A 20,715-nucleotide genomic window follows, 5' to 3' on the forward strand; every position below is an offset into this window, starting at 1 on the left:
ATCGTCGCGGGACGGCTCCGGACCAGGCAGTGTCAGCTCATCCTGGGTGTACGGCCACCAGGCTCTCGACCTTCTCCTTGGTGTCGGTGTCGGGATCCGGCGTGTGCAGCACCACGTTCAGGTCCGCCCGATCCGGCAGCCGGAACAGCGAGTACTCGAAGACCAGCTCCCCGACCTCGGGATGCGTGATCGCCTTGACGCCCTGCGAACGGGAACGCACCTCGGGCCGCGCCCACAGCTCGGCGAACTCCGGACTGACCGCGCGCAACTCCGCGGCGATCTCCCCGAACACCGGATCGTCCGGATACCGGGCCGCCCCCGCGCGGAAGTCGGCCACCATGTCCGGCGCGAACTCGTGCCACGCCGTGAACCGCCCCCGGTAGATCGGATGGGTGAAGAACGCCACCATGCAGTTGCGTACGTCGTCGTCGTAGCCGAACACCCACCTGGACGCGTCGTTCATCGCCACCAGGTCGTAATGCCGGTCCAGCACGTGCGCCGGGTTCGGCATCCACGCCTCCAGCACGGATCTGAGCTGGTCGTTCACCGGTGCACCAGGCTGCCCGGCGGGGTCCGGCGGGTTCAGCCCGGCGAGCACGTACAGGTGCGTCCGCTCCGCCTCGTCGAGCCTGAGCGCGCGGGCGACCGCGTCCAGCACGGCGTCGGAGACCTTGATGTCCCGCCCCTGCTCCAGCCACGTGTACCAGGAGACCCCGACCCCGGCGAGCACGGCCACCTCCTCCCGCCGCAATCCGGGGGTACGGCGGCGACCGGCGGCGGGCATGCCGACGTCGGCGGGCGCGAGCGCTTCGCGCTTGGCGCGCAGGAACTCCTTGAGCTGGTCACGGCGGCGTTCACTGGCAGACACAAACCACACCATAAGCGACGCCTCGCGCCTTCCGACCACGGCGGACGCGGGCCAGGACGGTGACGCGGGAACGGCCGTCTTGACCGGCGCACACTGAAGATCGACCACCCGAGCCACACTCCCGTGGACCTGCGCGAACGCCCGGCAAGCACGGCAGAGGGGCCGGCACCGGCGCCTCGGCACTCTGTGTAGCGGTGTCGTGATCCACCGCGATGGCGCAGATGTAGCCCACGTCCAGGGCGTAACACCACTGCCCACCTCGGCTGAAGGGATCCTCACCATGGGCCGACGTCACCGCAACCGTTCGGGGCGAGTCGCCACCATCGAGCCGAAGCCCGTGCTGGAGCCCAAGCCCGAGCCCGTCCAGGCGGTGCCCGAGCCGTCCCCCGCGCCCGGGTCACCCGCACGTGAGGCCATGAGAAAGGGCTGGCTCGACGCGTTGCAGCTCTGGCTCGGTCTGGCGACGGGGACGATCGCCCTCATATTATCGATCATCAACTGGGTCACGCTGAACCGCGACCCGGAAGTGAGCCTCAGCCTGCCGTCCATCCTCCGGATCGCCCAGGGCGACAACGTGTGGTTGTACCTTCAGCCGACCTTCACCACCATCAGGAAGACCGAGACCACGGACTACATCACCGGTATGGAGCTCCGCGTACGCCCGCCTGCGGGCTCCGGCGCGGCGCCGACTCTGGTGTGGGACGAGACGGGGACCTGGGTGTACGACTCGAAGACCCAGGAAGCGGACTATTCATACCAGTCCGATCCGCAACCCATGCTCGTCTCACAGGACACCCCGCAGTCACCGACGATCCTGTTCGAGGCCACCGGCTGGCAGTTCCGGCCGGGCCGCTACGAGCTGGAACTGAGGGCCACCAGAAGCAGCACCGACACTCCCCTGGCGGCGACCTTCTGCCTCGACATCACCGCGGACGATGACGCCGCCTTCGCCCAGGAGGGACAGTATCGCTGGATCGGCTTCCAGCGCACTCGCACAGGCTCTGCTTCGTCGCCCGCGAAGGCATGCTACCGATCGTAGAAAGGGATGGCCGTCGTTGGACAGCACCTTCTGGGAAGGAGCCGACCGGCTCCTCGTCCGCTACGGAGCCGGCTTCACCCCGCGGGTCATCGAACGCGCCACAGGCACGTACGTCTTCGACGACCACGGCACGCCGATCCTCGACTTCACCTCGGGCCAGATGAGCGCCATCCTCGGCCACGCCCACCCGGACATCGTGGCCACGGTCTCATCCGCGGTGGCGTCGCTGGCCCACCTCTACAGCGGCATGCTCAGCCCCCCGCTGCTGCAACTCGCCGACAGACTCACCGCCACCCTCCCCCCGTCACTGAGCAAACTGCTCCTACTCACCACAGGCGCGGAGGCGAACGAGGCCGCGATCAAAATGGCCAAGCTCGCCACCGGCCACTACGAGATCGTCTCCTTCGACCGCTCCTGGCACGGCATGACGCAGGGAGCGGCCTCCGCCACCTTCTCAGCCGGCCGCCACGGCTACGGCCCACCCACCCCGGGCAACCTCGCCCTCCCCGCCCCCAACGCCTACCGCTCGCCGTTCCGTCACCCCGACGGCTCGCACGACTGGGAGACCGAGCTCGACTACGGCTTCGCCCTGGTGGACCAGCAGTCCACCGCCAGCCTCGCCGCCTGCCTCATCGAGCCCATCCTGTCGTCGGGCGGCATCATCGACCTCCCGCCCGGTTACCTGCGCCGCCTCAAGGAGCTGTGCGACGAACGCGGCATGCTTCTCATCCTCGACGAGGCCCAGACCGGCCTCGGCCGCACCGGCACCATGTACGCCTTCGAACGCGACGGCGTCACCCCCGACCTCCTCACGCTCTCGAAGACCCTCGGCGCCGGCCTGCCGGTCGCGGCCGTCATCACGACCGCCGAGATCGAGCAGACCTGCCACGACCGCGGGTTCCTCTTCTACACCACCCACGTCTCCGACCCCCTGGCCGCCTCCGTCGGCCTGACGGTCCTCGACGTCATCGCCCGCGACGGCCTCGTCGAACGCGCCGCCCACCTGGGCGCCCAGCTCACCGCCCGCCTCCTTGCGCTCCGCGACACCTACGAGGTCGTCGGCGACATCCGCGGCCGCGGCCTGCTCCAGGGCCTGGAGCTGGTACAGGACAAACACACCAAGACACCGGCGGACGCGCTGGGCCACGCGGTCACCTCGGCCTGCCTCGAACGGGGCCTCCACATGAACATCGTCCAACTGCCGGGGATGGGCGGCATCTTCCGCATCGCCCCACCGCTGACGATCAGCGAGGACGAGCTCCACACCGGCATGGACATCCTGGAAGCAGCTCTCAAGGCGGTCCTCGACGACACCGCCGGTTGACGGCTGCGCGGGCAGCGTTCGGAACGGCCCATCAGGCTTCCCCGCAAGACCAGCCCGAAGCCGCCCCGCGCAGGCCCAAGCAGTTACCCCTCAAGCCAAGGCATAAAAATCCAGGGCAACATCGAACCCGTCCCGACAGTTGCGATGCGACCGGTAGCAGGGCCGCCAAGCCGAGCTGGCCCCCACCCCCGCCCGCGCGTCCCGCAGCGCCGACGGCACACGTTCGGGCCGCGGGATCAACCCGTGCCCCAGGTAACGAACCCCCGACAGCTCCGTGTGCCGGCCGCGGTCGCCCGAGACGAAGGTGCCCAGCCGCCAGCCGCTCTCCTCGTCCCAGACCAGCGCGGTGTCGTCGGTGAGCCGCAGCGTGGCGTCCCTGGGATCGCACGGGCCTTCCCACCAATCCGCGACCTCAGCCCCGAGCAGGTCGACGACCTGCTGGACGTAGCTGATCGGCTGCTGCAGCCACTCGTCGGTGTACGGCTCGACGTGCCGGATGGCCACGGACGGCACCCCCTTGTGCCCAGACGGTAAGGAAAAAACGGCGAGAAGCAACGATACCCGCGACGAACTTATTCCGTTGCACAACCGTCTAGTCATTACGGACGATATTTACGTCCGAGACGGGGAAGGAGGGGTTCCCATGATTGCCGCGGTACTCCTCATCGTGCTGATGGTCGTCGCAGTGGCGACCACGGAGCTGTGCATGCGCTGTTCTGCGGACGGCAAAGAGAGTGTCGAGTCCCCCAGCGAGATCACCGGGGACTAGTCTCTCTGCCATGCCGTCCCTGCTTCTTTGGCTGCACATCGGATTCGCGATCTTCACGATCGGGCCGGTCACCGCCGCGACGATGTCCGCGCCGCGCGCCATCCGCACCAAGAACGTGCCCGCACTGCAGTTCATGCAGCGCATCACGAGGATCTACAGCCTCGGGAGCCTGGGTGTGTTCGTGTTCGGGCTGGTGCTCGGCATCGTGCTCGGCGACGGGCTGCTCGGACGGTGGTACATGACGGCGTCGATGACGCTGTTCATCGTGGCCGCCGTCCTGCTGGTGATCATCGACCGTGATCTGCGCACCGCCGTACAGGCGCTCTCCAGCGAGAGCGCCGACGACGACGCCAAGGTGCAGAACGGGCGGATCGCCGCGATCAGCGGGCTGCTGTCCGTGATCTGGCTGGTGATCCTGTTCCTGATGGTGGTGCCTGAGTAACGCGTGCCTGAGCAACGCGTGCCTGAGCAACGCCTCAGCCCCGTGCCTGGGTAACGCGATCAGCCCAGCGCCCGGGTGAGGTCGGCGAGCAGGTCGTCGATGGTCTCGATGCCGACCGAGAGGCGCACCAGGTCGGCGGGCACCTCCAGCGGGGAGCCCGCCGCCGAGGCGTGCGTCATCCTGCCCGGGTGCTCGATGAGCGACTCGACCCCGCCGAGCGACTCCCCCAGCGTGAACAGCTCGGCCCGGTCGCACACCGCGACGGCCGCCGGCTCGCCCCCGGCGACGCGGAACGACACCATGCCCCCGAACCGGCGCATCTGCTTGGCCGCCACCTCGTGCCCCGGGTGGTCGGGCAGCCCCGGGTAGAGCACGTCGGTCACGCGCGGGTGCGCGAGCAGCAGGTCCACGACACGCTCGGCGTTGTCGCAGTGGCGGTCCATCCGTACGCCGAGCGTCTTGAGCCCCCGCAGCGTCAGCCACGCGTCGAACGGCCCGGCCACCGCGCCCATCGCGTTCTGGTGGTAGGCCAGCTCCTCCCCCAGCCCGGCGTCGGCGGCCACCAGCGCCCCGCCCACCACGTCGGAGTGCCCGCCGACGTACTTGGTGGTGGAGTGCACAACCACGTCGGCGCCCAGCGCGAGGGGCTGCTGCAGGTACGGCGAGGCGAACGTGTTGTCCACCACGAGCAGCGCGCCGTTGTCGTGGGCGAGCTGCGCCAGCGCGGCGATGTCGGCGATGCCGAGCAGCGGGTTGGTGGGCGTCTCGACCCAGACCACCTTGGTCTTCTGCGTCATGGCCGCGGCCACGGCGTCGAGGTCGTGCAGCGGCACGGGGTCGTAGTGCAGGCCCCAGCGCTCGTGCACCTTGGCGAACAGCCGGTACGTGCCGCCGTACGCGTCGTTCGGGATGATCACGTGGTCCTGCGGCTTGCACACCGTACGCAGCACGGTGTCCTCGGCGGCCAGCCCTGAGGCGAACGCCAGCCCCCGCGCCCCGCCCTCCACCGCGGCCAGCGCGGCTTCGAGCGCGGTCCTGGTGGGGTTGGCCGAGCGGCTGTACTCATATCCGGAACGCAGGCCGCCCACGCCGTCCTGCTTGTAGGTGGAGGTGGCGTAGATCGGCGGCACGACCGCGCCGGTCAGCGGGTCGGGCTCCTGACCTGCGTGGATGGCCAAAGTTTCGAAACCGTTGCTCATACAGGCAACGTTACAGGCCGCGTTCGCGCGGACGGCCCATGATCCAGCCCTCCCGAACGCGGACGGCCCGCGATCCGGTCCCCTCCGGATCGCGGGCCGCTCACGGGAGCCCGTCCCCACGAAACTCCCGTGCTGGCTCGCGCACCATGCCCGCGCGAGCCGGGTCGGTCAGGCCGCCTGGGGCTCGTGCCGGTCCTCGCCTGACCGGGGCGAGAGCCGGACCACGTCCGCCTCGATGAACCGGCCGCTGCCGCCCTCCGCCTGCTCCCCGTTGATGCGGGAGAGCAGCACGGGGTCGGCCAGCGCGAGCAGCACACCCACGACCAGCCCGACCCCCAGCAACGCGAACCCGATGGCAACCATGTCTTCTCCCCTTCCGACACCTCCAGCATCGGTCAAGCCCCCCGCCCGCCGCCTCCGCTGAAGGGCTGGTCTGCGCGAGGCGCCCTCGGCCGAACGGTTGATACGAGATGTCCGACTTCCGGCTTAGGCTCGACGCCGTGGGGGACTCGAAGCGCATCCTGTACTGGCTACGCCGGCTGAGCGAGATCGCGATGTACGGCTGGCTGGGCCTGCTCCTGCTGCTCGACCTCGTGCTGGCCGGCGTCGTGGGCGGCGTCCAGTGGCTCGTGCTGGCGTGCGGGGTGGGCGGGATCGCGGCCGTGGTCCTACGCCGCAGGTACCGGGTGGAGGGCTTCGCGTGCATGCTCGCCCTGTCGTTCGGCACCTCGCTGCTGATCGGGAGCACCGGCTTCGCCGCCGCGCCCGGCATGGCGGAGACGGGCTCGCTGCTCATCCTGATCATCGGGGTGCTGCGGCACGTCGAGCCGGTCCGCCGCGCGGCGGTGCTGGCGTGCGTGGGGCTGATCGTGCTGATGACCGAGGCGAGCGCGCGCGACTACCAGAGCGCGGGGCTGGCGTTCGCGTTCCTGCTGTTCGCGAGCTGGTCCACGGCCGCCGGCATCGGCGGCTACCTGCGTTTCCAGCAGGAGCGCCGCACGGAGGCCGTGCATTCGGTACGCCGGGCGGAGCGCCTGGAGCTGGCCAGGGAGCTGCACGACCTGGTCGCCCACCACATCACCGGCATCGTCGTGCAGGCCCAGGCCGCCCGCACGGTCGCCGAGACCAAGCCGGAGGCGGTGATGCCCGCCCTGGACGCGATCGCCACGGCCGGCTCGGACGCGCTGACCTCGATGCGGCGCATGGTCGCGGTGCTGCGCACGGAGGACGACGCGGACCGCAGGCCGGGCACCACGCTGGCCGACCTGCGCATGCTGGCCGACCGCTTCTCCGTGGACGGGCCCAAGGTGGCGTTCGAGATCGGCGCCGGGCTGGACGACCGCACGCTGCCGCCCGAGGTCATGACCACCCTGCACCGGGTGCTCCAGGAGGCACTGACGAACATCCGCAAGCACGCCGCCCGCACCGCCTGGGTGGAGGCCGACCTGCGCCGCCACGAGCGGGTCGCGGTGCTGCGCGTGCGCAACTTCGGGTCCGGGTCGGACCCGAAGGTGTCGCGGCTGGGCGGCGGGTTCGGGCTGGTCGGGATGGCCGAGCGGGTGGAGGCGCTGGGCGGGCGCCTCTACGCGGGGCCGTCGCGGGAGGGCGCCTGGGAAGTGATCGCCGAGTTCCCCCTCCCCTGACCGCGGCTAGTGGTTGGCCAGGAACGCGAGCAGGTCCTGCCGGGTGATCAATCCGGCCGGCTTGCCGTCCTCCAGCACAACAGCCGCATCCGCCTTCTCCAGCGCTTCCACCGCACGCGCCACAGGTTCACCACTGCCGATCGTGGGTAGCGGCGCGGACATGTGATCGGAGATCGGATCGTCGGAGGAGAGCCTGCCGTGGTAGAGGGCTTCGAGGAGGTCGCGCTCGACGATGGAGCCGATCACCTCCGCCGCCATGACCGGCGGCTCCTCCTTCATCACCGGAAGCTGGGACACCGAGTACTCGCGCATGATCGCGATCGCGGTGCCGACCGACTCGTGCGGGTGCGCGTGCACGAACTCCGGCATCCCCGGCCCCTTGCGCGCCAGCACGTCGCCGACCAGCCCCTCGTCGGAGGTGGTGGTCAGGAAGCCGTAGTCGGCCATCCAGTCGTCGTTGAAGATCTTCGACAGGTAGCCGCGGCCGCCGTCGGGCAGCAGCACGACCACCAGGTCGTCGGGCCCCGCCGCGGCGGCCACCTTCAGCGCCGCCACGACCGCCATCCCGCACGAGCCGCCGACCAGCAGCCCCTCCTCGCGGGCCAGGCGGCGGGTCATGGTGAAGGAGTCCTTGTCGGACACCGCGATGATCTCGTCGCAGATCTCGGTGTCGTACGTGGCCGGCCAGATGTCCTCGCCGACACCCTCGACGAGGTACGGGCGGCCGGACCCGCCGGAGTAGACCGAGCCCTCCGGGTCGGCGCCGATGATCTTCACGCGCCCGCCGGAGATCTCCTTGAGATAGCGCCCGGTGCCGCTGATCGTGCCGCCGGTGCCGATGCCCGCCACGAAGTGCGTGATCCGGCCGTCGGTCTGCTCCCACAGCTCGGGGCCTGTCGAGTGGTAGTGGGAGTCGGGGTTGTTGACGTTGGAGTACTGGTCCGGCTTCCAGGCGTTGGGCACCTCGCGGGCCAGCCGGTCGGAGACGGAGTAGTAGGAGTCGGGGTGGTCGGGCGAGACGGCGGTCGGGCAGACCACGACCTCCGCACCGTACGCCCGCAGCACCGCGATCTTGTCCTGGGCCACCTTGTCGGGCACCACGAACAGGCACCGGTACCCCTTCTGCTGGGCCACGATGGCCAGCCCCACGCCGGTGTTGCCGGACGTGGGCTCCACGATCACGCCCCCGGGGCGCAGCTCGCCGGACTTCTCCGCGGCCTCGATCATCCGGACCGCGATGCGGTCCTTGACCGATCCGCCCGGGTTGAAGTACTCGACCTTGGCCAGCAGCTGGGCGGACACTCCCCTGTTGACTTTGTGCAGCCGGACGAGCGGAGTGTTCCCCATGAGGTCGACGAGGGAATCGTAAACGCGCACCGAGGTGTTCACCTTCTTCACCGAAGCTTGGTCAGCTTGCCAACGGCCGAGATCCAGTGGGGGTGGCAGGCCCTCGGCTAGTTCCAAGCAAACGCTACCGCCGAGTTGGACCGAGGAGGGACGTACGTGGTCTGGGCAGCTGGCATGGCACGCGCAGCGCGGAGGATCGCCACCGCGGCGGCGCTCGGAGGCGGCGGGCTGACGGCTCTGGGAGCCACGGCATACGGCCTGCTGATCGCGGAGGGGCTGCTGGCGCGCAAGGCGATCGGCCAGCCGCACGGCCTGGACGGCCCGCCCTCCGACGGCGTGTACGGCCAGTTCCCCGGCGAGCCGCTCAAGATGGCCATGCTCGGCGACTCCACCTCCGTGGGCCTGGGCGTGACCGACCCGGCCAAGACCCCCGCCGTGCTCCTGGCCAACGGCCTGGCCGCCGTGGCCGAGCGCCCGGTGCGGCTGGTCGTGGCGGGCAAGTCCGGCGCCCCCTCGGCGGAGCTGGGCGAGCAGGTGGACGTGGCGCTCGCGATGGGGGCCGACGTGGCGGTGATCTTCGTGGGCGCCAACGACATCATCACGCAGACGCCGCCTGCCATCGCCGTGCGGCATCTGACCAAGGCCGTGCGGCGGCTGCGTGACGCGGGCGCCGAAGTGGTCGTGGGCACCTGTCCCGACCTGGGCACCGTGCGGCCCATCGCGCAGCCGCTGCGCTGGGTGACGCGGCGGTGGAGCCGGCAGCTCGCGGCGGCGCAGACGGTGGCCGTGGTGGACGCGGGCGGCCGTACGGTGGCGTTCGCCGACGTCCTGGGCCCGGAGTTCGACACAAACCCGACAGAGATGTTCGGACCCGATCGTTTCCATCCATCTGACCGAGGTTACGCGCAGGCCGCTTACGCGGTGCTACCGTCGGTGTGCGCTGCGTTGGGGCTGTGGCCTGAGCCGCGGCCCGCACGCGACGAAGCTCTGCAACCGATCTACCTCGCGGCGGCTACGGCCGCGGAGGAGCCCGGCACCGAGGTCACCGCGACCCGGGTCGACGGGCGGGCGACGGGCCTGCACGGGAAGTGGGCGACGTTGTTCCGTCGCCGACTCGGCGAGGCCGTCAACGACACCTGACGCCCGCACGCCTTCAGCCGGTCACTCTGCGCGCCGGAGCCGTCACTCCCCCATCCTCTTTGGAGTGAATTGCCCGTGCTCCGGCCCCTCTGGAAAACGTCCATCGCTCTCGCCGGAACCCTCGCCGCCACCGCCTGCTCCGGCAGCGACGCGGCCACCTCGAAGTTCCCGACCTGGCACAACACCCAGGTGAATGCCGTCAGCCGGATGGCGGTGGCCGGCGGGGTCGTCGCCGTCACCTCGATGAAGCCCGACGGGGCCCTGGAGACCGTCGCCGTCAACCTGCGCGACGGCAAGCGGCTCTGGGCCCACCCCGCCACGATGACCGGCCGCCTGCCCGGCATGGGCGTCTCCGCCCCCGCGCTCGTGCAGGCCGCCGGCGGGCAGGGCGTGGTCGTCGCGCTCGACCCGGCCAAGAAGGGCAGGTGGAACGCCACGCTCATCGCCCGCGACGCCCGCTCGGGGGCGCAGCAGTGGACGCGGCCGGTCCACTCGACGTTCGGCCCGCAGCGCTGCGGGCCGTACGTGTGCCTGTCCGAGCACACCGCGCTGGCCAAGGCCCGCATGGTGGTGCTCGACCCGATGACCGGCAAGCAGCTGTGGAAGCTGCCCGGCATCTCCGAGGTGGAGTGGTCGGACCAGGGCCGCGTCGTGCTGCTCCGGCTGGCCGCCAACCCCATGGTGGAGTCGTACGAGGTCAAGACCGGCAAGCTGCAGTGGCAGCAACCGATCGAACAGGCCCTCGGCCCCGGGACGGACCTGTCGGGCGGGTGGGCGTTCGGCGCGGCGGGTGACGACCTGGTCGGGTACGTCGCCCCGTACACGAACCCGCGCACCAAGAAGGTCTCCACCTTCGGCCTGTTCTCGGTCGGCATCGCCGACGGGACGATCAACTGGATGCGGCCGTCGGTCGTCCGCGTCTATCCCAGCGGCTCCCCCGGCTTCGCCCCGGTCGTCCGGCCGGTGGACCAGCAGGGCACCTACGGCGGGTTCGCCCGGCTCGACCCGGCCACCGGGCGCGTCGTCGGCCAGATCAGCGCCTCCGACGTGCCGGGCTCCGGCTGGTGGCTGGCCTTCCCCGACCGCATGGACAAGCTGGGCTTCCTCAAGCACGGCGCCAAGGGCACGGCCTTCGACGTCGCCTCGGGCCGCCCCGTGCCGGTGGAGGAGACGCGCGGCTGGTCCTTCTGCGTCACCGACCCCAAGCCGCTGCCGCTGCGCGGGCAGCCGCCCGGCTTCTACTCCACGGCCGCCCTGTGCGAGTACGACCTGAGCACCGGCAAGCGCGTCTCCCCCGTCGCGGTCCCGCCGCCCTGGTACACCGGCAGCCAGGACGGGTGGCGCCTGTGGCGCGACGAGAAGGGCGCCCTGCACGCCGTCAACGACCACACGGCCACGGCACCGGGCATGTACGGCTGACTCGCCCGCGAACCCGGGGGGCGGCGGGCCTTGCGCGCAGAACTGGAATATAGTTCTACTATTAGCGCCGACAAAGGAGGGGCCATGCCCGAGGCAGTCATCGTCGCAACCGCGCGTTCCCCCATCGGGCGAGCCTTCAAGGGCTCGCTCAAGGACATCCGCCCCGACGACCTGACCGTGCAAATGATCAAGGCGGCGCTGGCCAAGGTGCCCCAGCTCGACCCCGCCTCGATCGAGGACATCATGCTCGGCTGCGGCCTGCCCGGCGGCGAGCAGGGCTTCAACATGGCCAGGGTGGTGGCGGTGATGCTCGGGCTCGACAACGTCCCCGGCACCACCGTGACCCGCTACTGCTCCTCCTCGCTGCAGACCACCCGGATGGCCTTCCACGCCATCAAGGCGGGCGAGGGCGACGTGTTCGTCTCCGCGGGCGTCGAGACCGTCTCGCGCTTCGCCAAGGGCAACTCCGACTCGCTGCCCGACACGCACAACCCGCTCTTCCTGGAGGCCCGCGACCGCACCAAGACCTACGCCGAGGGCGGCAGGACCTGGCACGACCCCCGCGAGGACGGCGCGATCCCCGACGTCTACATCGCCATGGGCCAGACGGCCGAGAACGTGGCCCAGATCAAGGGCGTCTCGCGCCAGGAGCAGGACGAGTTCGGCGTGCGCTCGCAGAACCTGGCGGAGAAGGCGCTGGCCGACGGGTTCTGGCAGAAGGACATCACGCCGGTGACGCTGCCCGACGGCACCGTGGTCAGCAAGGACGACGGCCCGCGGGCGGGCACGACGTACGAGAAGGTCTCCACGCTGCAGCCGGTCTTCCGCCCGGACGGCACCGTCACGGCGGGCAACTGCTGCCCGCTGAACGACGGGGCCGCGGCGGTCGTGGTGATGAGCGACGTCAAGGCCGCCGAGCTGGGCATCACCCCGCTGGCCAGGATCGTCTCCACCGGCGTCTCCGGCCTGTCGCCCGAGATCATGGGCCTCGGCCCGGTGGAGGCCTCGAAGCAGGCGCTGGCCAGGGCCGGGATGGCGATCGACGACATCGACCTGGTGGAGATCAACGAGGCGTTCGCGGCCCAGGTGATCCCCTCCTACCAGGAGCTGGGCATCGACCTCGAACGGCTCAACGTCAACGGCGGCGCGATCGCGCTCGGCCACCCGTTCGGCATGACCGGCGCCAGGATCACCTCCACGCTGATCAACAGCCTGCAGCACCACGACAAGAGCATCGGCCTGGAGACGATGTGCGTGGGCGGCGGCCAGGGCATGGCGATGGTCGTCGAGCGCCTGAGCTGATCGCGGGCGGCGAGCCGCGGCCGGGGTCCGCACCGCGGCTCGCCTGACCCCCGCTACCCGTGCCGGATCGGCCCCACACGGGTCGGCGTGATGCGCATGATGACGCGGCGGTCGCGGACCATCGCCTCGCGGTACTCGTCCCAGTCGGGGTGCTCGCCCGAGATGTCGCGGTAGTAGGTGACGAGCAGGTCCATCGCCTCGGGCAGGTGGACGATCTCCGCCGTGCCGTCGACCTGGATCCACTCCCCGAAGAACCCGTCCGTGAACGCGCACAGCGACACCTGGGGATCGCGCAGCGCGTTGCGGACCTTGGAGGCCGTCTCCCTGGAGCTGATCACCACGTGGCCGTCCTGCACGCCGGCCGTGATCGGGGACATCTGCGGGCGCCCGTCGCGGTGCCTGGTCAGCAGGACCGCGCGGTGATGCTCGCGGAGAAAGCCGATTGCCTTGTCGAGATCCATGACCTCATGATGACGCGCCCGCGCTTGGGGCACGGGCGCGGGGACGGGTGGGCTTAAATGAAGCCCATGCGGTTACGGCGGTGCCGCTCGTGCTCGTGGACGATGGCGGCGGCGTAGCCGTGAGTCAGCCCGTGCTCGTCGGCGAGCCAGTTGGCCCGCTCGTCACACCGTAGGAAAGCCGGGCCGTTGTCGATGGCTTGAAACCACTCGGGGAGTTCGCGTCCCGTGATCGTCGGGACCCTTGCGATGAGCTTCGTCTGCGTCTCCGGTGAGTGGTTCAAGGACATGGGCACCTCCGCGGATTAAGGTCCTTTGCTTGACACTGCAACACGGACGTGCGAATGGCAACCCCCAAGCCCGGCATCATTCTGTGACGGCAGGTAGATTTTCGGTCGCACAGCGAGAGGGCCCCGCCTGGACGGCGAGGCCCTCTCCGATGTCGCGGCGATGAACGGCTAGTCGCTGCTGCTGAAATAGCTGACGAACCGCAGCACCTCGAGGTAGATCCACACGAGGCTCAGCGTCAGGCCGAACGCGCACTGCCAGGCGAACTTGGCCGGCGCCCCCTGCTTGACGCCCTGCTCGATCGAGTCGAAGTCGAGCAGGAGGAAGAAGCAGCCGAGCAGGATCATCGCGATGCTGAAGATCCAGCCGAGCGGGGTGTCGGTGCGCAGGCCGAGACCGCCGTCGTTGAACAGGCCGACGAGCAGGTTGACGAGCATCAGCCCGACGGCCGCGATCGCGGCGGCGATCACGAACTTCACCAGCTTGGGTGTCACCCGCACGATGCGCAGGGCGTAGACGGTCAGCACCGCGCCGAACGCGAAGGCCGTGCCGAGCACCGCCTGCATCACGATGCCGCTGACCATGCCCTCGAAGACCGAGCTGATCTTGCCGAGGAAGACACCCTCGGCGACCGCGTACCCGAGGATGAGCGCCGGGTTGGTGCTCATCGTGAAGGAGGCGATCAGGCCGAGGACCAGCGCGACGATGGCGGCGCCGATGGCGACCATGGGCGGGACGTTGAAATACCAGGCCGCTGCGGCGGCCAGGACGAGCGCCCCGAGGGTCATGAACCCTCGGACCACGACGTCGTCGAGCGTCATGGTGCGGTACGCCGGGCGGGACGGTGGTGCGTACGACGGCGCGTCGTACATGTTCTGCAGCTGGTCGGGGGACGGGGTGGGGCCGGCCCAGCCCGCCGCGGCCTGCTGCCGCGACCTGCTGAATACGGGGTTCTTGCTCTCCATCGCTGCCTCCTGTGACGCCGAGCCTACGGGGCGCGGCGGCACCTTGGTCAACTGACGCTCAGATCGATGTTCATTCGGGACTTCAGCTTGGAACACAACGAACGTGCCCGCCCCGGAGTTCCCAGGTCATCAGGCGACACGGAAATCTTCGCACGGGCGGCGCCAGGAGGCCACGGGTCCGCGCCGGGGCGGCCCCTCGCCCGGCATCCGGACTTTCCGCCGGCGAAAACCCCGGTCGTAAGGCGTAGTCGACCATTCACAGAAAGAAACTCCCGCAAAGCCCGCCGCTCCCGTGCAGGAAACCGGCGGGTTGTCAATATCCGCCGTGACACGAAAAGTTTTCGAGCGGGCGAACGGGAGGCTGCGCCTTCCCGCGCCCGGCCACCCCGTCCGGCGTCCCGCCATCCACCAGCAGTGAGCGCCCGATCACAGGACAACTCCATAACAACTCGATATCGGCTATGGGAGCCCGGCGGGGGCCTGTCTCGTGCTCGCGGTAAAGCTCCAGGTCAGAGACCTAAATTGGGTATAAGTTGGCAAGTGCCCCCGGCGGGATTCGAACCCGCACGTCAACCCTTTTAAGGGGTTTGCCTCTGCCATTGGGCTACGGGGGCGCCGCAATCATACGAAACGGACCATGCTTCCGAGGAGCACAACTTCGCATCAGGCGTCACAAGTGTGAAGTCTGCGGTGAAGTGATAGCACTCCCGGGACTCTGTCCAAGAAGAGTAGTCCGTCCAGATGGTCGAGTTGGTGTTGAATGCACCGAGCCTCGATGGCATCCGCTTCGATGGTGACGTCCTCGCCGGTGCCTGGCAAATGCCCATGTACGGTGATACGCGTCGCACGGCGTACGTCCGCGGTGAGTCCGGTGATCGAGGCGCACCCCTCGCGGCCGTCGTCCCAGTGGGCCGCGCCGGCGAGCCGTGGATTGGCCACGACGAGCTCTCCGGCCCAGGACCTACTCCTGGGGTGGCGCCGGGCGTCAAAGGCGATCAGCCGCAAGCTCAGGCCGATCTGGGGGGCCGCCAGCCCGGTCGTGGCGGGCGCGCGGCGCAGGGTCGCCAGCAGATCCGCCGCGGCGGCCACGACTTCGGGGGCGGTGGGGTCCACGGGCTCGGCTACGGCGGACAGCAGGGGGTGCGGGGCGCCGAGCACCTCGCGGGCCGTGCCCCCGGGCCCGGTCACAACAAGTCCGGTTCGACAGGCCGGAAGGTGATGTCGGAGTCGAGGGTGGAGCCGACGGCCGCCAGCCTGCGCATGAGCGCGGCCACGTCCACCTGCTTCGGCAGCTCGACGTCGGCGATCAGGACGTAGAGCCGGCCGGTGAGCCTGGTGCTCATGCCGGTGATGTTGCCGCCGTCGGCGGCGAGCACGGCGCTGATGGCGGAGATGATGCCGGGCCGGTCGGGGCCGTGCACGGTCAGCACGTAGCCGAGGCCGTCGCCCTCCGCGCAGAAGTGCCGCCGCGTCTCGATCGCGGAGGCCGTCACCACCAGGTCGGGCGCGCCCACCCGCTTCATGAGCTCCGCCGGGTCCAGCTCGCCGGAGACGAGGAGCATCATCGCGACGTGGCCGCCGAGCAACGTCATGGTCGAGTCCTGGATGTTCGCGCCGCAGTCGGCGAGCGATCCGGTGACTGCGGCGATCACGCCGGGCCGGTCGACGCCGAGCACGGTCACCGCTGAAAGACCCACCCGTGGTACCCCTTCCGCTTGCGACCAGGGGCGCCGAGAACGCCCCGGCAGTGGTTCGCCGGGGCGTTGCCGTACCTGGGCTAGCGGCGGGTCGTCGCCACCGCGGCCCTGAAGCCCTCACGCGGGTGCTCCATCTCACCCAGAGAGATCGTCTCGCGCTTGAAGAACAGGGCCAGGGTCCAATCGACGACGACACGGACCTTGCGGTTCAGCGTCGGCACCCGCGACAGATGGTAGGTCCGGTGCATGAACCACGCAGGGAATCCGCGAAGCTTGACGCCATAGACGTTGGCGACGCCCTGATGCAGGCCCAGCCCGGCCACCGATCCGACATACTTGTGGCGGTATTCGGCCAGTTCCTGCCCCCGCAGGTGGCGGACGATGTTGTCGGCCAGCACCTTGGCCTGGCGCACCGCGTGCTGGGCGTTGGGCGCGCAGTACTGCCCGGGGTTCGTCACGTCGGGCACCCCCGCGGCGTCGCCGGCCGTGAAGGCGCCGGGCGTGCCCGCCACGGTCAGCATGGCGGTGGCCTTGATCCGGCCGCGCTCGTCGAGCGGCAGGTCGCTGTCGTTGACCACGGGGCTGGGCTTGACGCCCGCCGTCCACACGAGCGTCTCGGCGTCGAACTCCTCACCGTCCGACAGCACCACGTGCCCGCCCTCGCAGGACACCAGCCGGGTCTCGAGCCGGACGTCGATGCCGCGCTCGCGCAGCTGCTCCAGCGTCCATTTGCCCATCTCGGGGCCGACCTCGGGCAGCACCCGGTTCGTGGCCTCCACGAGCACCCAGCGGATGTCGGACGGCTTGATGTTGCGGTAGTAGCGGGTGGAGTCCTTGGCCATGTCCTCCAGCTCGGCCAGCGCCTCCACGCCCGCGAAGCCGGCCCCGACCACCACGAACGTCAGCGCCCTGCGCCGCACCTCCGGGTCCTCGGTGGACTCGGCCACGTCGAGCAGATGCAGCACGCGGTTGCGCAGCGCGATGGCCTCGCCGACGGTCTTGAAGCCGATGCCGATGTCGGTCAGGCCCGGGATGGGCAGCGTGCGCGAGATCGAGCCGGCGGCCATGACGATCACGTCGTAGGCCACCTGCCGCGGCTCGCCCTCGGCGGGCTGGAAGGTGACGGTGCGCCCGGCGTGGTCGACCTTGGTCACCGTGCCGTTGAGGATGTGCGCCTTCGGCAGGATCCGGCGCAGCGGGGCCACCATGTGGCGCGGCGACAGGTTGCCGGCCGCGGCCTCGGGCAGGAAGGGCTGGTAGGTCATGTAGGACTGGGGGTCGATGATCGTGATGCGGGCTTCGCCGGAGCGCAGCTCGCGGTGGAGCTTGCGCTGCAGCCGGAGCGCCGTGTAGAGGCCGACGTATCCGCCGCCGACGATCAAAATGTGCTGATTCATCCTGAGGCCCCATCCCTCGTGGAATGCTTGTGAAAGCATTCACAAGCTTACGTCAAGGGCTCTCGGTGAATCCAATCCGGGCGTGGTGGGACGCGTCACACAGCCAGTGACCTGGCCCTTTCGAAGATGTCGTCCAGCATCTGGGCGGTGACGCGGCCGGTGAAGGTGTTCTGCTGGCTCGGGTGGTAGCAGCCGATCAGCGTGACGGGCCGCTCGCCGTACGCGACCTCGACCTCCGCCCCGTGACCGAACGGCGGGCGGCTGCGCGGCAGCGCGTACCCCGCGTCCTTGAGCGCCGGCCACATGGCCTGCCAGGCGTACCCGCCGAGCGCCACGACCACCCGCACGTACGGCGCGACCAGCGTCACCTCCTTGGCCATCCACGGGAAGCACGCCGCCTTCTCCGACGGCAGAGGCTTGTTCGCAGGCGGCGCGCAGCGCACCGAGGCCAGCACCCGCGTGCCGAGCAGCTCCTGCCCGTCGCCCGCGTACGTGCTGGTCTCCCGCGCGGCCAGCCCGCAGCGGTGCAGCGAGGCGAACAGCCAGTCGCCGCTGCGGTCGCCGGTGAAGATGCGGCCCGTCCTGTTGCCCCCGTGGGCGGCCGGCGCCAGCCCCACCAGCAGGATCCGCGGCTGCTCCGCGCCCCAGCCGGGGACGGGACGGCCCCAGTACGTCTCGTCCGCGAACGCGCGCCGCTTCACCTCGGCGACGTCCTCGCGCCACTCCACCAGGCGGGGACACGCACGGCAGACGGACTGCCCTGCCGTGAGCTCCGCGAGGGTGCTGCTGGCGGCGGCGAGGCGGCGCACGTCCGCGGGGTCCTGCGCGACCGGGGTGTCAGCGGTCGCGGGGTCGTCGGGCCAGCCGGTGCCAGGTGGGACGTAACTCATGACACCGATGGTGCCCGATCAGTTCGTGCGCCCGGGCTTCGGCGCGGCCGGCGTCGCCGTGGCCATCGGCGCCGGCTCGGCGGGCACCGGGGCCGGGCAGGCGGACGGCGTGCTCTCCACGGCGGCCTCCGGCCCCTCCGCCACCAGGGGCAGCGGGTAGCGGTTGAGCACCGGGGCGCCGCAGGAGCGGTCCACGCGGTAGCCGTAGAACTCGGGGTTGGTCACGAACGGGTTGCCGTCCTGGTCGTAGAGGTAGACGTCGGTCAGCGGCGTGCCGTCCTTGGCGTAGGGCCGCAGGTTGTAGACGCCGTCGGACGAGGCCGGCTGCATCCACACCGCCTGCTCCTGCTCCGGGCTGGGCGTCGTCACGCCCCCCGCCTCCACCATGCCCACGAACAGCGCCAGCCCGGCCACCACGTTCGCCGCCACCGCCGCCAGCACGACCACCCGCCCCCTGCGCCGCCGGCCGAACCAGACCGACGCCCAGATCCCCACCGCGACGGCCACCCAGGCGGGCGGCGTCATGGGCACCAGCGCGGCCTCGCCCGCGATCGACACCAGCAGCATGGCCAGCACGTAACCCCGCAGCACCCACCATCCCGGGCGCAGCTCCGGCAGGAAGCGCGTCAAGCTCCGGTACGGGCCGTATCCCATCAGCCTGGCGTGCCCCGCCACCGCCCACGCGCGCGGCCCCAGGCGGCGCCTCCCCGCGCTCCCCGGACGCTCCCCGTAGGCGGAGGCCAGCTCCTCGGCGTACGTCTCCGGCGGGCCGAGCCGCGCCTCCAGCGGCAGGTCCGACTCCGCGGCGATCTCCGCCAGGTGGTCGTCGAGGTCCTCCAGCAGCTCCTCGCGCTCCGGATGGCCGGACAGGGCGTCCCGTACGGCCTGCGCGTACTGTGCGGGGGTCATGCGTGTCCCTCCTTGAGCAGGGCTGCCATGGTGGCCGAGAAGGAGGCCCAGGTCTTGGCCGAGGTGGCGTACATGTCCCTGCCGACGTCGTTGAGCCCGTAGTACTTGCGGTGCGGCCCCTCGTCGGAGGCCACCACGTATGAGGTCAGGGCGCCTGCCTTGAACAGGCGGCGCAGCGTGCCGTAGACCGAGGCGTCGCCGACTTCCTGCAGGCCGGCTTCCCTGAGCCTGCGGACGATGTCGTAGCCGTAGCCGTCCCGGTCGTTGAGGACTGCCAGGACTGCCAGGTCCAGGACGCCCTTGAGGAGTTGGCTGCTGTCCACGCGAAGCACACTACTGTGCAAAGCGTAATAGCTGCAACAGGAAAAACCGGGCGGCACCCCGAAGGGGCCACCCGGTTCAACCGGTCCGCGTCATGTCGTTCAGGCGCGTCTCACGCGGCCTAGCTGCAGACGTAGGACTTGGTGTCGGTGTCGCTGCCACCCGCGCCGGAGACGGAGAGAGTGACGGTGCCGCTCTTGATCTCCGAGGTGGTCGAGAAGCCGTTGATGGGCTTCGACCCGCCGTCAGCGCCGAACTCGACCGAGCCGGTGCTCAGCACGGTGCCGTTCAGGGCCCAGCTGTAGCTGACGGTCCCGGCCTTGGACGAGGTGACGGAGCCCGTGCCCGTGACCGAGCAACCGGCGCCGGTCGTCACCGAAGCGGTGGCGGAAAGCGTACCGGCGTGCGAGTCAGGGGTCTTGTCGTCGCCCTTGTGGTCGTCGCGGTGGTCACCCTTGTGCTCGTCCTTGCACCAGACCTTGTAGTAGGCCCGGTTCGAGGAGGTAGCGTCAGGGCTCAGCACCTGCAGCTGCGCCCACCCACGCTGGCTGTGCCGCGGGTTGATGCCGAAGCCGACCTTACGGGCCTCACGCACCTTGATCTTGCCGTAGTCGACCACTTCACCGTTGAGCACCCAGCGGTACCGCACCCACGAGGGCCGGTCGGTCTTGATCAGACCGGTGAAGTCGATCTTGTCGCCGTAGGTGTCGCAGCGACCCGCGTACGTGCTCGGGCTGGCCCAGGCGCGAGCCGAGACCGACACGTCGAGGTGCGTACGCACGTCCTCCTGCGGCTTCTGGCAGGAGACGGAGAAGTAGCCCTTCTTCGAGGTGACCTTCTTCGGCCCGAGGACCTGAACGGCCTCCCAGCCCTTGACGTCCTCCTTGAAGGTGATGGACTGCTTGACCGTCACCGTCTTGGTGCCCTTACCCTTGAGCTTGATCACATTGACCTTGCTCTTGGACCCGTCACCGTGGAGCCAGCGGTAGGCCAGCTCCGTCTTGCCCTTGAGGGGCACCTTGATCTGGGCCGAGAAGTTGATCTTCGTCGGGCAGGAACCTTCGTAGTCACCCGGCGTGGCCTTCGGCGCGGAGACCGAGACCTTGGGCGCCGACTTGGTGGCCGCCTGTGCCGGGCTGGACATCAGACCCGCCGACAGGCCGGCCAGCACCGCGGCCGAAGCGCCGAACGCGGCGGCCTTGCGTGCTAACCCAACAGACATCATCTGAGAGTGCTCCATTCCGTGAGGGAAGAGACGCGCTCGGGAACGGTCGCCACGCCGGCGCCTTTCGCGCACA

At 70.0% G+C, this 20,715-nt stretch carries 23 protein-coding genes and 1 tRNA gene; 8 read left to right on the forward strand and 16 right to left on the reverse strand.

Annotated elements, in window-relative coordinates; all coding sequences use genetic code 11:
- Positions 1 to 37: 37 nt before the first annotated feature.
- Positions 38 to 868, reverse strand: a complete 831-nt coding sequence (locus LCN96_RS50280) for a helix-turn-helix transcriptional regulator (RefSeq protein ID WP_318528339.1) — start codon at positions 866 to 868, stop codon at positions 38 to 40.
- A gap of 280 nt (positions 869 to 1,148) precedes the next feature.
- Here LCN96_RS50280 and LCN96_RS50285 point away from each other — a divergent pair, with 280 nt between their 5' ends.
- Complete coding sequence (locus LCN96_RS50285) at positions 1,149 to 1,907, forward strand: hypothetical protein (RefSeq protein WP_225269474.1); 759 nt, start codon at positions 1,149 to 1,151, stop codon at positions 1,905 to 1,907.
- Between the two features lie 16 nt (positions 1,908 to 1,923).
- Positions 1,924 to 3,231 (forward strand): aspartate aminotransferase family protein, encoded by a 1,308-nt coding sequence (locus tag LCN96_RS50290; RefSeq protein ID WP_225269475.1) that lies wholly within the window; start codon positions 1,924 to 1,926, stop codon positions 3,229 to 3,231.
- 90 nt (positions 3,232 to 3,321) lie between these two features.
- Here LCN96_RS50290 and LCN96_RS50295 read toward each other — a convergent pair whose 3' ends face one another.
- Complete coding sequence (locus tag LCN96_RS50295) at positions 3,322 to 3,735, reverse strand: DUF6292 family protein (RefSeq protein ID WP_225269476.1); 414 nt, start codon at positions 3,733 to 3,735, stop codon at positions 3,322 to 3,324.
- A 139-nt stretch (positions 3,736 to 3,874) separates the two neighbouring features.
- Between LCN96_RS50295 and LCN96_RS57010 the strand changes: the two genes are divergently transcribed.
- Complete coding sequence (locus LCN96_RS57010; protein WP_263657409.1) at positions 3,875 to 4,000, forward strand: hypothetical protein; 126 nt, start codon at positions 3,875 to 3,877, stop codon at positions 3,998 to 4,000.
- A 10-nt stretch (positions 4,001 to 4,010) separates the two neighbouring features.
- Entirely contained in the window at positions 4,011 to 4,442 is a 432-nt protein-coding gene (locus LCN96_RS50300; protein WP_225269477.1) for a DUF2269 family protein, read from the forward strand.
- A gap of 59 nt (positions 4,443 to 4,501) precedes the next feature.
- On the opposite strand, the gene LCN96_RS50305 is transcribed toward LCN96_RS50300, so the two are convergent.
- Positions 4,502 to 5,641 carry a cystathionine gamma-synthase gene (locus LCN96_RS50305; protein WP_225269478.1) on the reverse strand — a complete coding sequence of 380 codons (1,140 nt, stop codon included), beginning with the start codon at positions 5,639 to 5,641 and terminating at the stop codon, positions 4,502 to 4,504.
- Positions 5,642 to 5,809: 168 nt separating this feature from the next.
- Positions 5,810 to 6,004 (reverse strand): hypothetical protein, encoded by a 195-nt coding sequence (locus LCN96_RS50310; protein ID WP_225269479.1) that lies wholly within the window; start codon positions 6,002 to 6,004, stop codon positions 5,810 to 5,812.
- Positions 6,005 to 6,141: 137 nt separating this feature from the next.
- Between LCN96_RS50310 and LCN96_RS50315 the strand changes: the two genes are divergently transcribed.
- On the forward strand, positions 6,142 to 7,284 hold the full coding sequence (locus LCN96_RS50315; RefSeq protein WP_225269480.1) for a sensor histidine kinase: 1,143 nt from the start codon (positions 6,142 to 6,144) through the stop codon (positions 7,282 to 7,284).
- A 6-nt stretch (positions 7,285 to 7,290) separates the two neighbouring features.
- On the opposite strand, the gene LCN96_RS50320 is transcribed toward LCN96_RS50315, so the two are convergent.
- Positions 7,291 to 8,661, reverse strand: coding sequence for a cystathionine beta-synthase (locus tag LCN96_RS50320; RefSeq protein ID WP_225269481.1), 1,371 nt, complete (start codon positions 8,659 to 8,661; stop codon positions 7,291 to 7,293).
- A gap of 144 nt (positions 8,662 to 8,805) precedes the next feature.
- On the opposite strand from LCN96_RS50320, the gene LCN96_RS50325 reads away from it, so the two are divergent.
- From LCN96_RS50325 to LCN96_RS50335, 3 genes are all read left to right on the forward strand, one after another.
- The gene (locus LCN96_RS50325) at positions 8,806 to 9,771 is read left to right on the forward strand and encodes an SGNH/GDSL hydrolase family protein (RefSeq protein ID WP_225269482.1); all 966 of its coding nucleotides are present in this window, start codon (positions 8,806 to 8,808) and stop codon (positions 9,769 to 9,771) included.
- Between the two features lie 75 nt (positions 9,772 to 9,846).
- Entirely contained in the window at positions 9,847 to 11,190 is a 1,344-nt protein-coding gene (locus tag LCN96_RS50330) for an outer membrane protein assembly factor BamB family protein (protein WP_225269483.1), read from the forward strand.
- Between the two features lie 84 nt (positions 11,191 to 11,274).
- Complete coding sequence (locus LCN96_RS50335) at positions 11,275 to 12,492, forward strand: acetyl-CoA C-acetyltransferase (protein ID WP_225269484.1); 1,218 nt, start codon at positions 11,275 to 11,277, stop codon at positions 12,490 to 12,492.
- 53 nt (positions 12,493 to 12,545) lie between these two features.
- On the opposite strand, the gene LCN96_RS50340 is transcribed toward LCN96_RS50335, so the two are convergent.
- From LCN96_RS50340 to LCN96_RS50390, 11 genes are all read right to left on the reverse strand, one after another.
- Positions 12,546 to 12,953 carry a PPOX class F420-dependent oxidoreductase gene (locus LCN96_RS50340; RefSeq protein WP_225269485.1) on the reverse strand — a complete coding sequence of 136 codons (408 nt, stop codon included), beginning with the start codon at positions 12,951 to 12,953 and terminating at the stop codon, positions 12,546 to 12,548.
- A 53-nt stretch (positions 12,954 to 13,006) separates the two neighbouring features.
- Positions 13,007 to 13,240, reverse strand: a complete 234-nt coding sequence (locus LCN96_RS50345; RefSeq protein WP_043628756.1) for a DUF4287 domain-containing protein — start codon at positions 13,238 to 13,240, stop codon at positions 13,007 to 13,009.
- Between the two features lie 168 nt (positions 13,241 to 13,408).
- The gene (locus LCN96_RS50350) at positions 13,409 to 14,203 is read right to left on the reverse strand and encodes a Bax inhibitor-1/YccA family protein (RefSeq protein WP_225269486.1); all 795 of its coding nucleotides are present in this window, start codon (positions 14,201 to 14,203) and stop codon (positions 13,409 to 13,411) included.
- Positions 14,204 to 14,744: 541 nt separating this feature from the next.
- Positions 14,745 to 14,817: transfer RNA gene (locus tag LCN96_RS50355), tRNA-Leu, on the reverse strand.
- 49 nt (positions 14,818 to 14,866) lie between these two features.
- Entirely contained in the window at positions 14,867 to 15,391 is a 525-nt protein-coding gene (locus LCN96_RS57575) for a peptide deformylase (protein WP_225269487.1), read from the reverse strand.
- Positions 15,388 to 15,900 (reverse strand): glycine cleavage system protein R, encoded by a 513-nt coding sequence (locus LCN96_RS50365; RefSeq protein ID WP_225269488.1) that lies wholly within the window; start codon positions 15,898 to 15,900, stop codon positions 15,388 to 15,390. Before LCN96_RS50365 ends, LCN96_RS57575 begins: the two co-directional genes overlap by 4 nt.
- Positions 15,901 to 15,980: 80 nt before the next feature.
- Complete coding sequence (locus LCN96_RS50370; RefSeq protein ID WP_225269489.1) at positions 15,981 to 17,297, reverse strand: NAD(P)/FAD-dependent oxidoreductase; 1,317 nt, start codon at positions 17,295 to 17,297, stop codon at positions 15,981 to 15,983.
- Positions 17,298 to 17,392: 95 nt separating this feature from the next.
- Positions 17,393 to 18,187, reverse strand: coding sequence for a uracil-DNA glycosylase (locus tag LCN96_RS50375; RefSeq protein ID WP_225269490.1), 795 nt, complete (start codon positions 18,185 to 18,187; stop codon positions 17,393 to 17,395).
- 18 nt (positions 18,188 to 18,205) lie between these two features.
- Entirely contained in the window at positions 18,206 to 19,096 is an 891-nt protein-coding gene (locus LCN96_RS50380; protein ID WP_225269491.1) for an HAAS signaling domain-containing protein, read from the reverse strand.
- Positions 19,093 to 19,419, reverse strand: coding sequence for a PadR family transcriptional regulator (locus LCN96_RS50385; RefSeq protein WP_225269492.1), 327 nt, complete (start codon positions 19,417 to 19,419; stop codon positions 19,093 to 19,095). The genes LCN96_RS50380 and LCN96_RS50385 overlap by 4 nt, the downstream gene beginning before the upstream one ends.
- A 119-nt stretch (positions 19,420 to 19,538) precedes the next feature.
- Complete coding sequence (locus tag LCN96_RS50390) at positions 19,539 to 20,642, reverse strand: hypothetical protein (protein ID WP_225269493.1); 1,104 nt, start codon at positions 20,640 to 20,642, stop codon at positions 19,539 to 19,541.
- Between the last annotated feature and the right edge of the window lie 73 nt (positions 20,643 to 20,715).

The organism is Nonomuraea gerenzanensis, assembly GCF_020215645.1.
Taxonomy (GTDB): Bacteria; Actinomycetota; Actinomycetes; order Streptosporangiales; family Streptosporangiaceae; genus Nonomuraea; species Nonomuraea gerenzanensis.

Excerpts from the sequence above, each read along its gene's own strand:
- LCN96_RS50345 (WP_043628756.1), bottom strand. The coding sequence starts at position 13,240 with ATGTCCTTGAACCACTCACCGGAGACGCAGACGAAGCTCATCGCAAGG.
- LCN96_RS57010 (WP_263657409.1), top strand. The coding sequence starts at position 3,875 with ATGATTGCCGCGGTACTCCTCATCGTGCTGATGGTCGTCGCAGTGGCG.
- LCN96_RS50340 (WP_225269485.1), bottom strand. The coding sequence starts at position 12,953 with ATGGATCTCGACAAGGCAATCGGCTTTCTCCGCGAGCATCACCGCGCG.
- LCN96_RS50350 (WP_225269486.1), bottom strand. The coding sequence starts at position 14,203 with ATGGAGAGCAAGAACCCCGTATTCAGCAGGTCGCGGCAGCAGGCCGCG.
- LCN96_RS50325 (WP_225269482.1), top strand. The coding sequence starts at position 8,806 with ATGGCACGCGCAGCGCGGAGGATCGCCACCGCGGCGGCGCTCGGAGGC.
- LCN96_RS50380 (WP_225269491.1), bottom strand. The coding sequence starts at position 19,096 with ATGACCCCCGCACAGTACGCGCAGGCCGTACGGGACGCCCTGTCCGGC.
- LCN96_RS50305 (WP_225269478.1), bottom strand. The coding sequence starts at position 5,641 with ATGAGCAACGGTTTCGAAACTTTGGCCATCCACGCAGGTCAGGAGCCC.
- LCN96_RS50335 (WP_225269484.1), top strand. The coding sequence starts at position 11,275 with ATGCCCGAGGCAGTCATCGTCGCAACCGCGCGTTCCCCCATCGGGCGA.
- LCN96_RS50300 (WP_225269477.1), top strand. The coding sequence starts at position 4,011 with ATGCCGTCCCTGCTTCTTTGGCTGCACATCGGATTCGCGATCTTCACG.
- LCN96_RS50370 (WP_225269489.1), bottom strand. The coding sequence starts at position 17,297 with ATGAATCAGCACATTTTGATCGTCGGCGGCGGATACGTCGGCCTCTAC.
- LCN96_RS50285 (WP_225269474.1), top strand. The coding sequence starts at position 1,149 with ATGGGCCGACGTCACCGCAACCGTTCGGGGCGAGTCGCCACCATCGAG.
- LCN96_RS50390 (WP_225269493.1), bottom strand. The coding sequence starts at position 20,642 with ATGATGTCTGTTGGGTTAGCACGCAAGGCCGCCGCGTTCGGCGCTTCG.
- LCN96_RS50375 (WP_225269490.1), bottom strand. The coding sequence starts at position 18,187 with ATGAGTTACGTCCCACCTGGCACCGGCTGGCCCGACGACCCCGCGACC.
- LCN96_RS50310 (WP_225269479.1), bottom strand. The coding sequence starts at position 6,004 with ATGGTTGCCATCGGGTTCGCGTTGCTGGGGGTCGGGCTGGTCGTGGGT.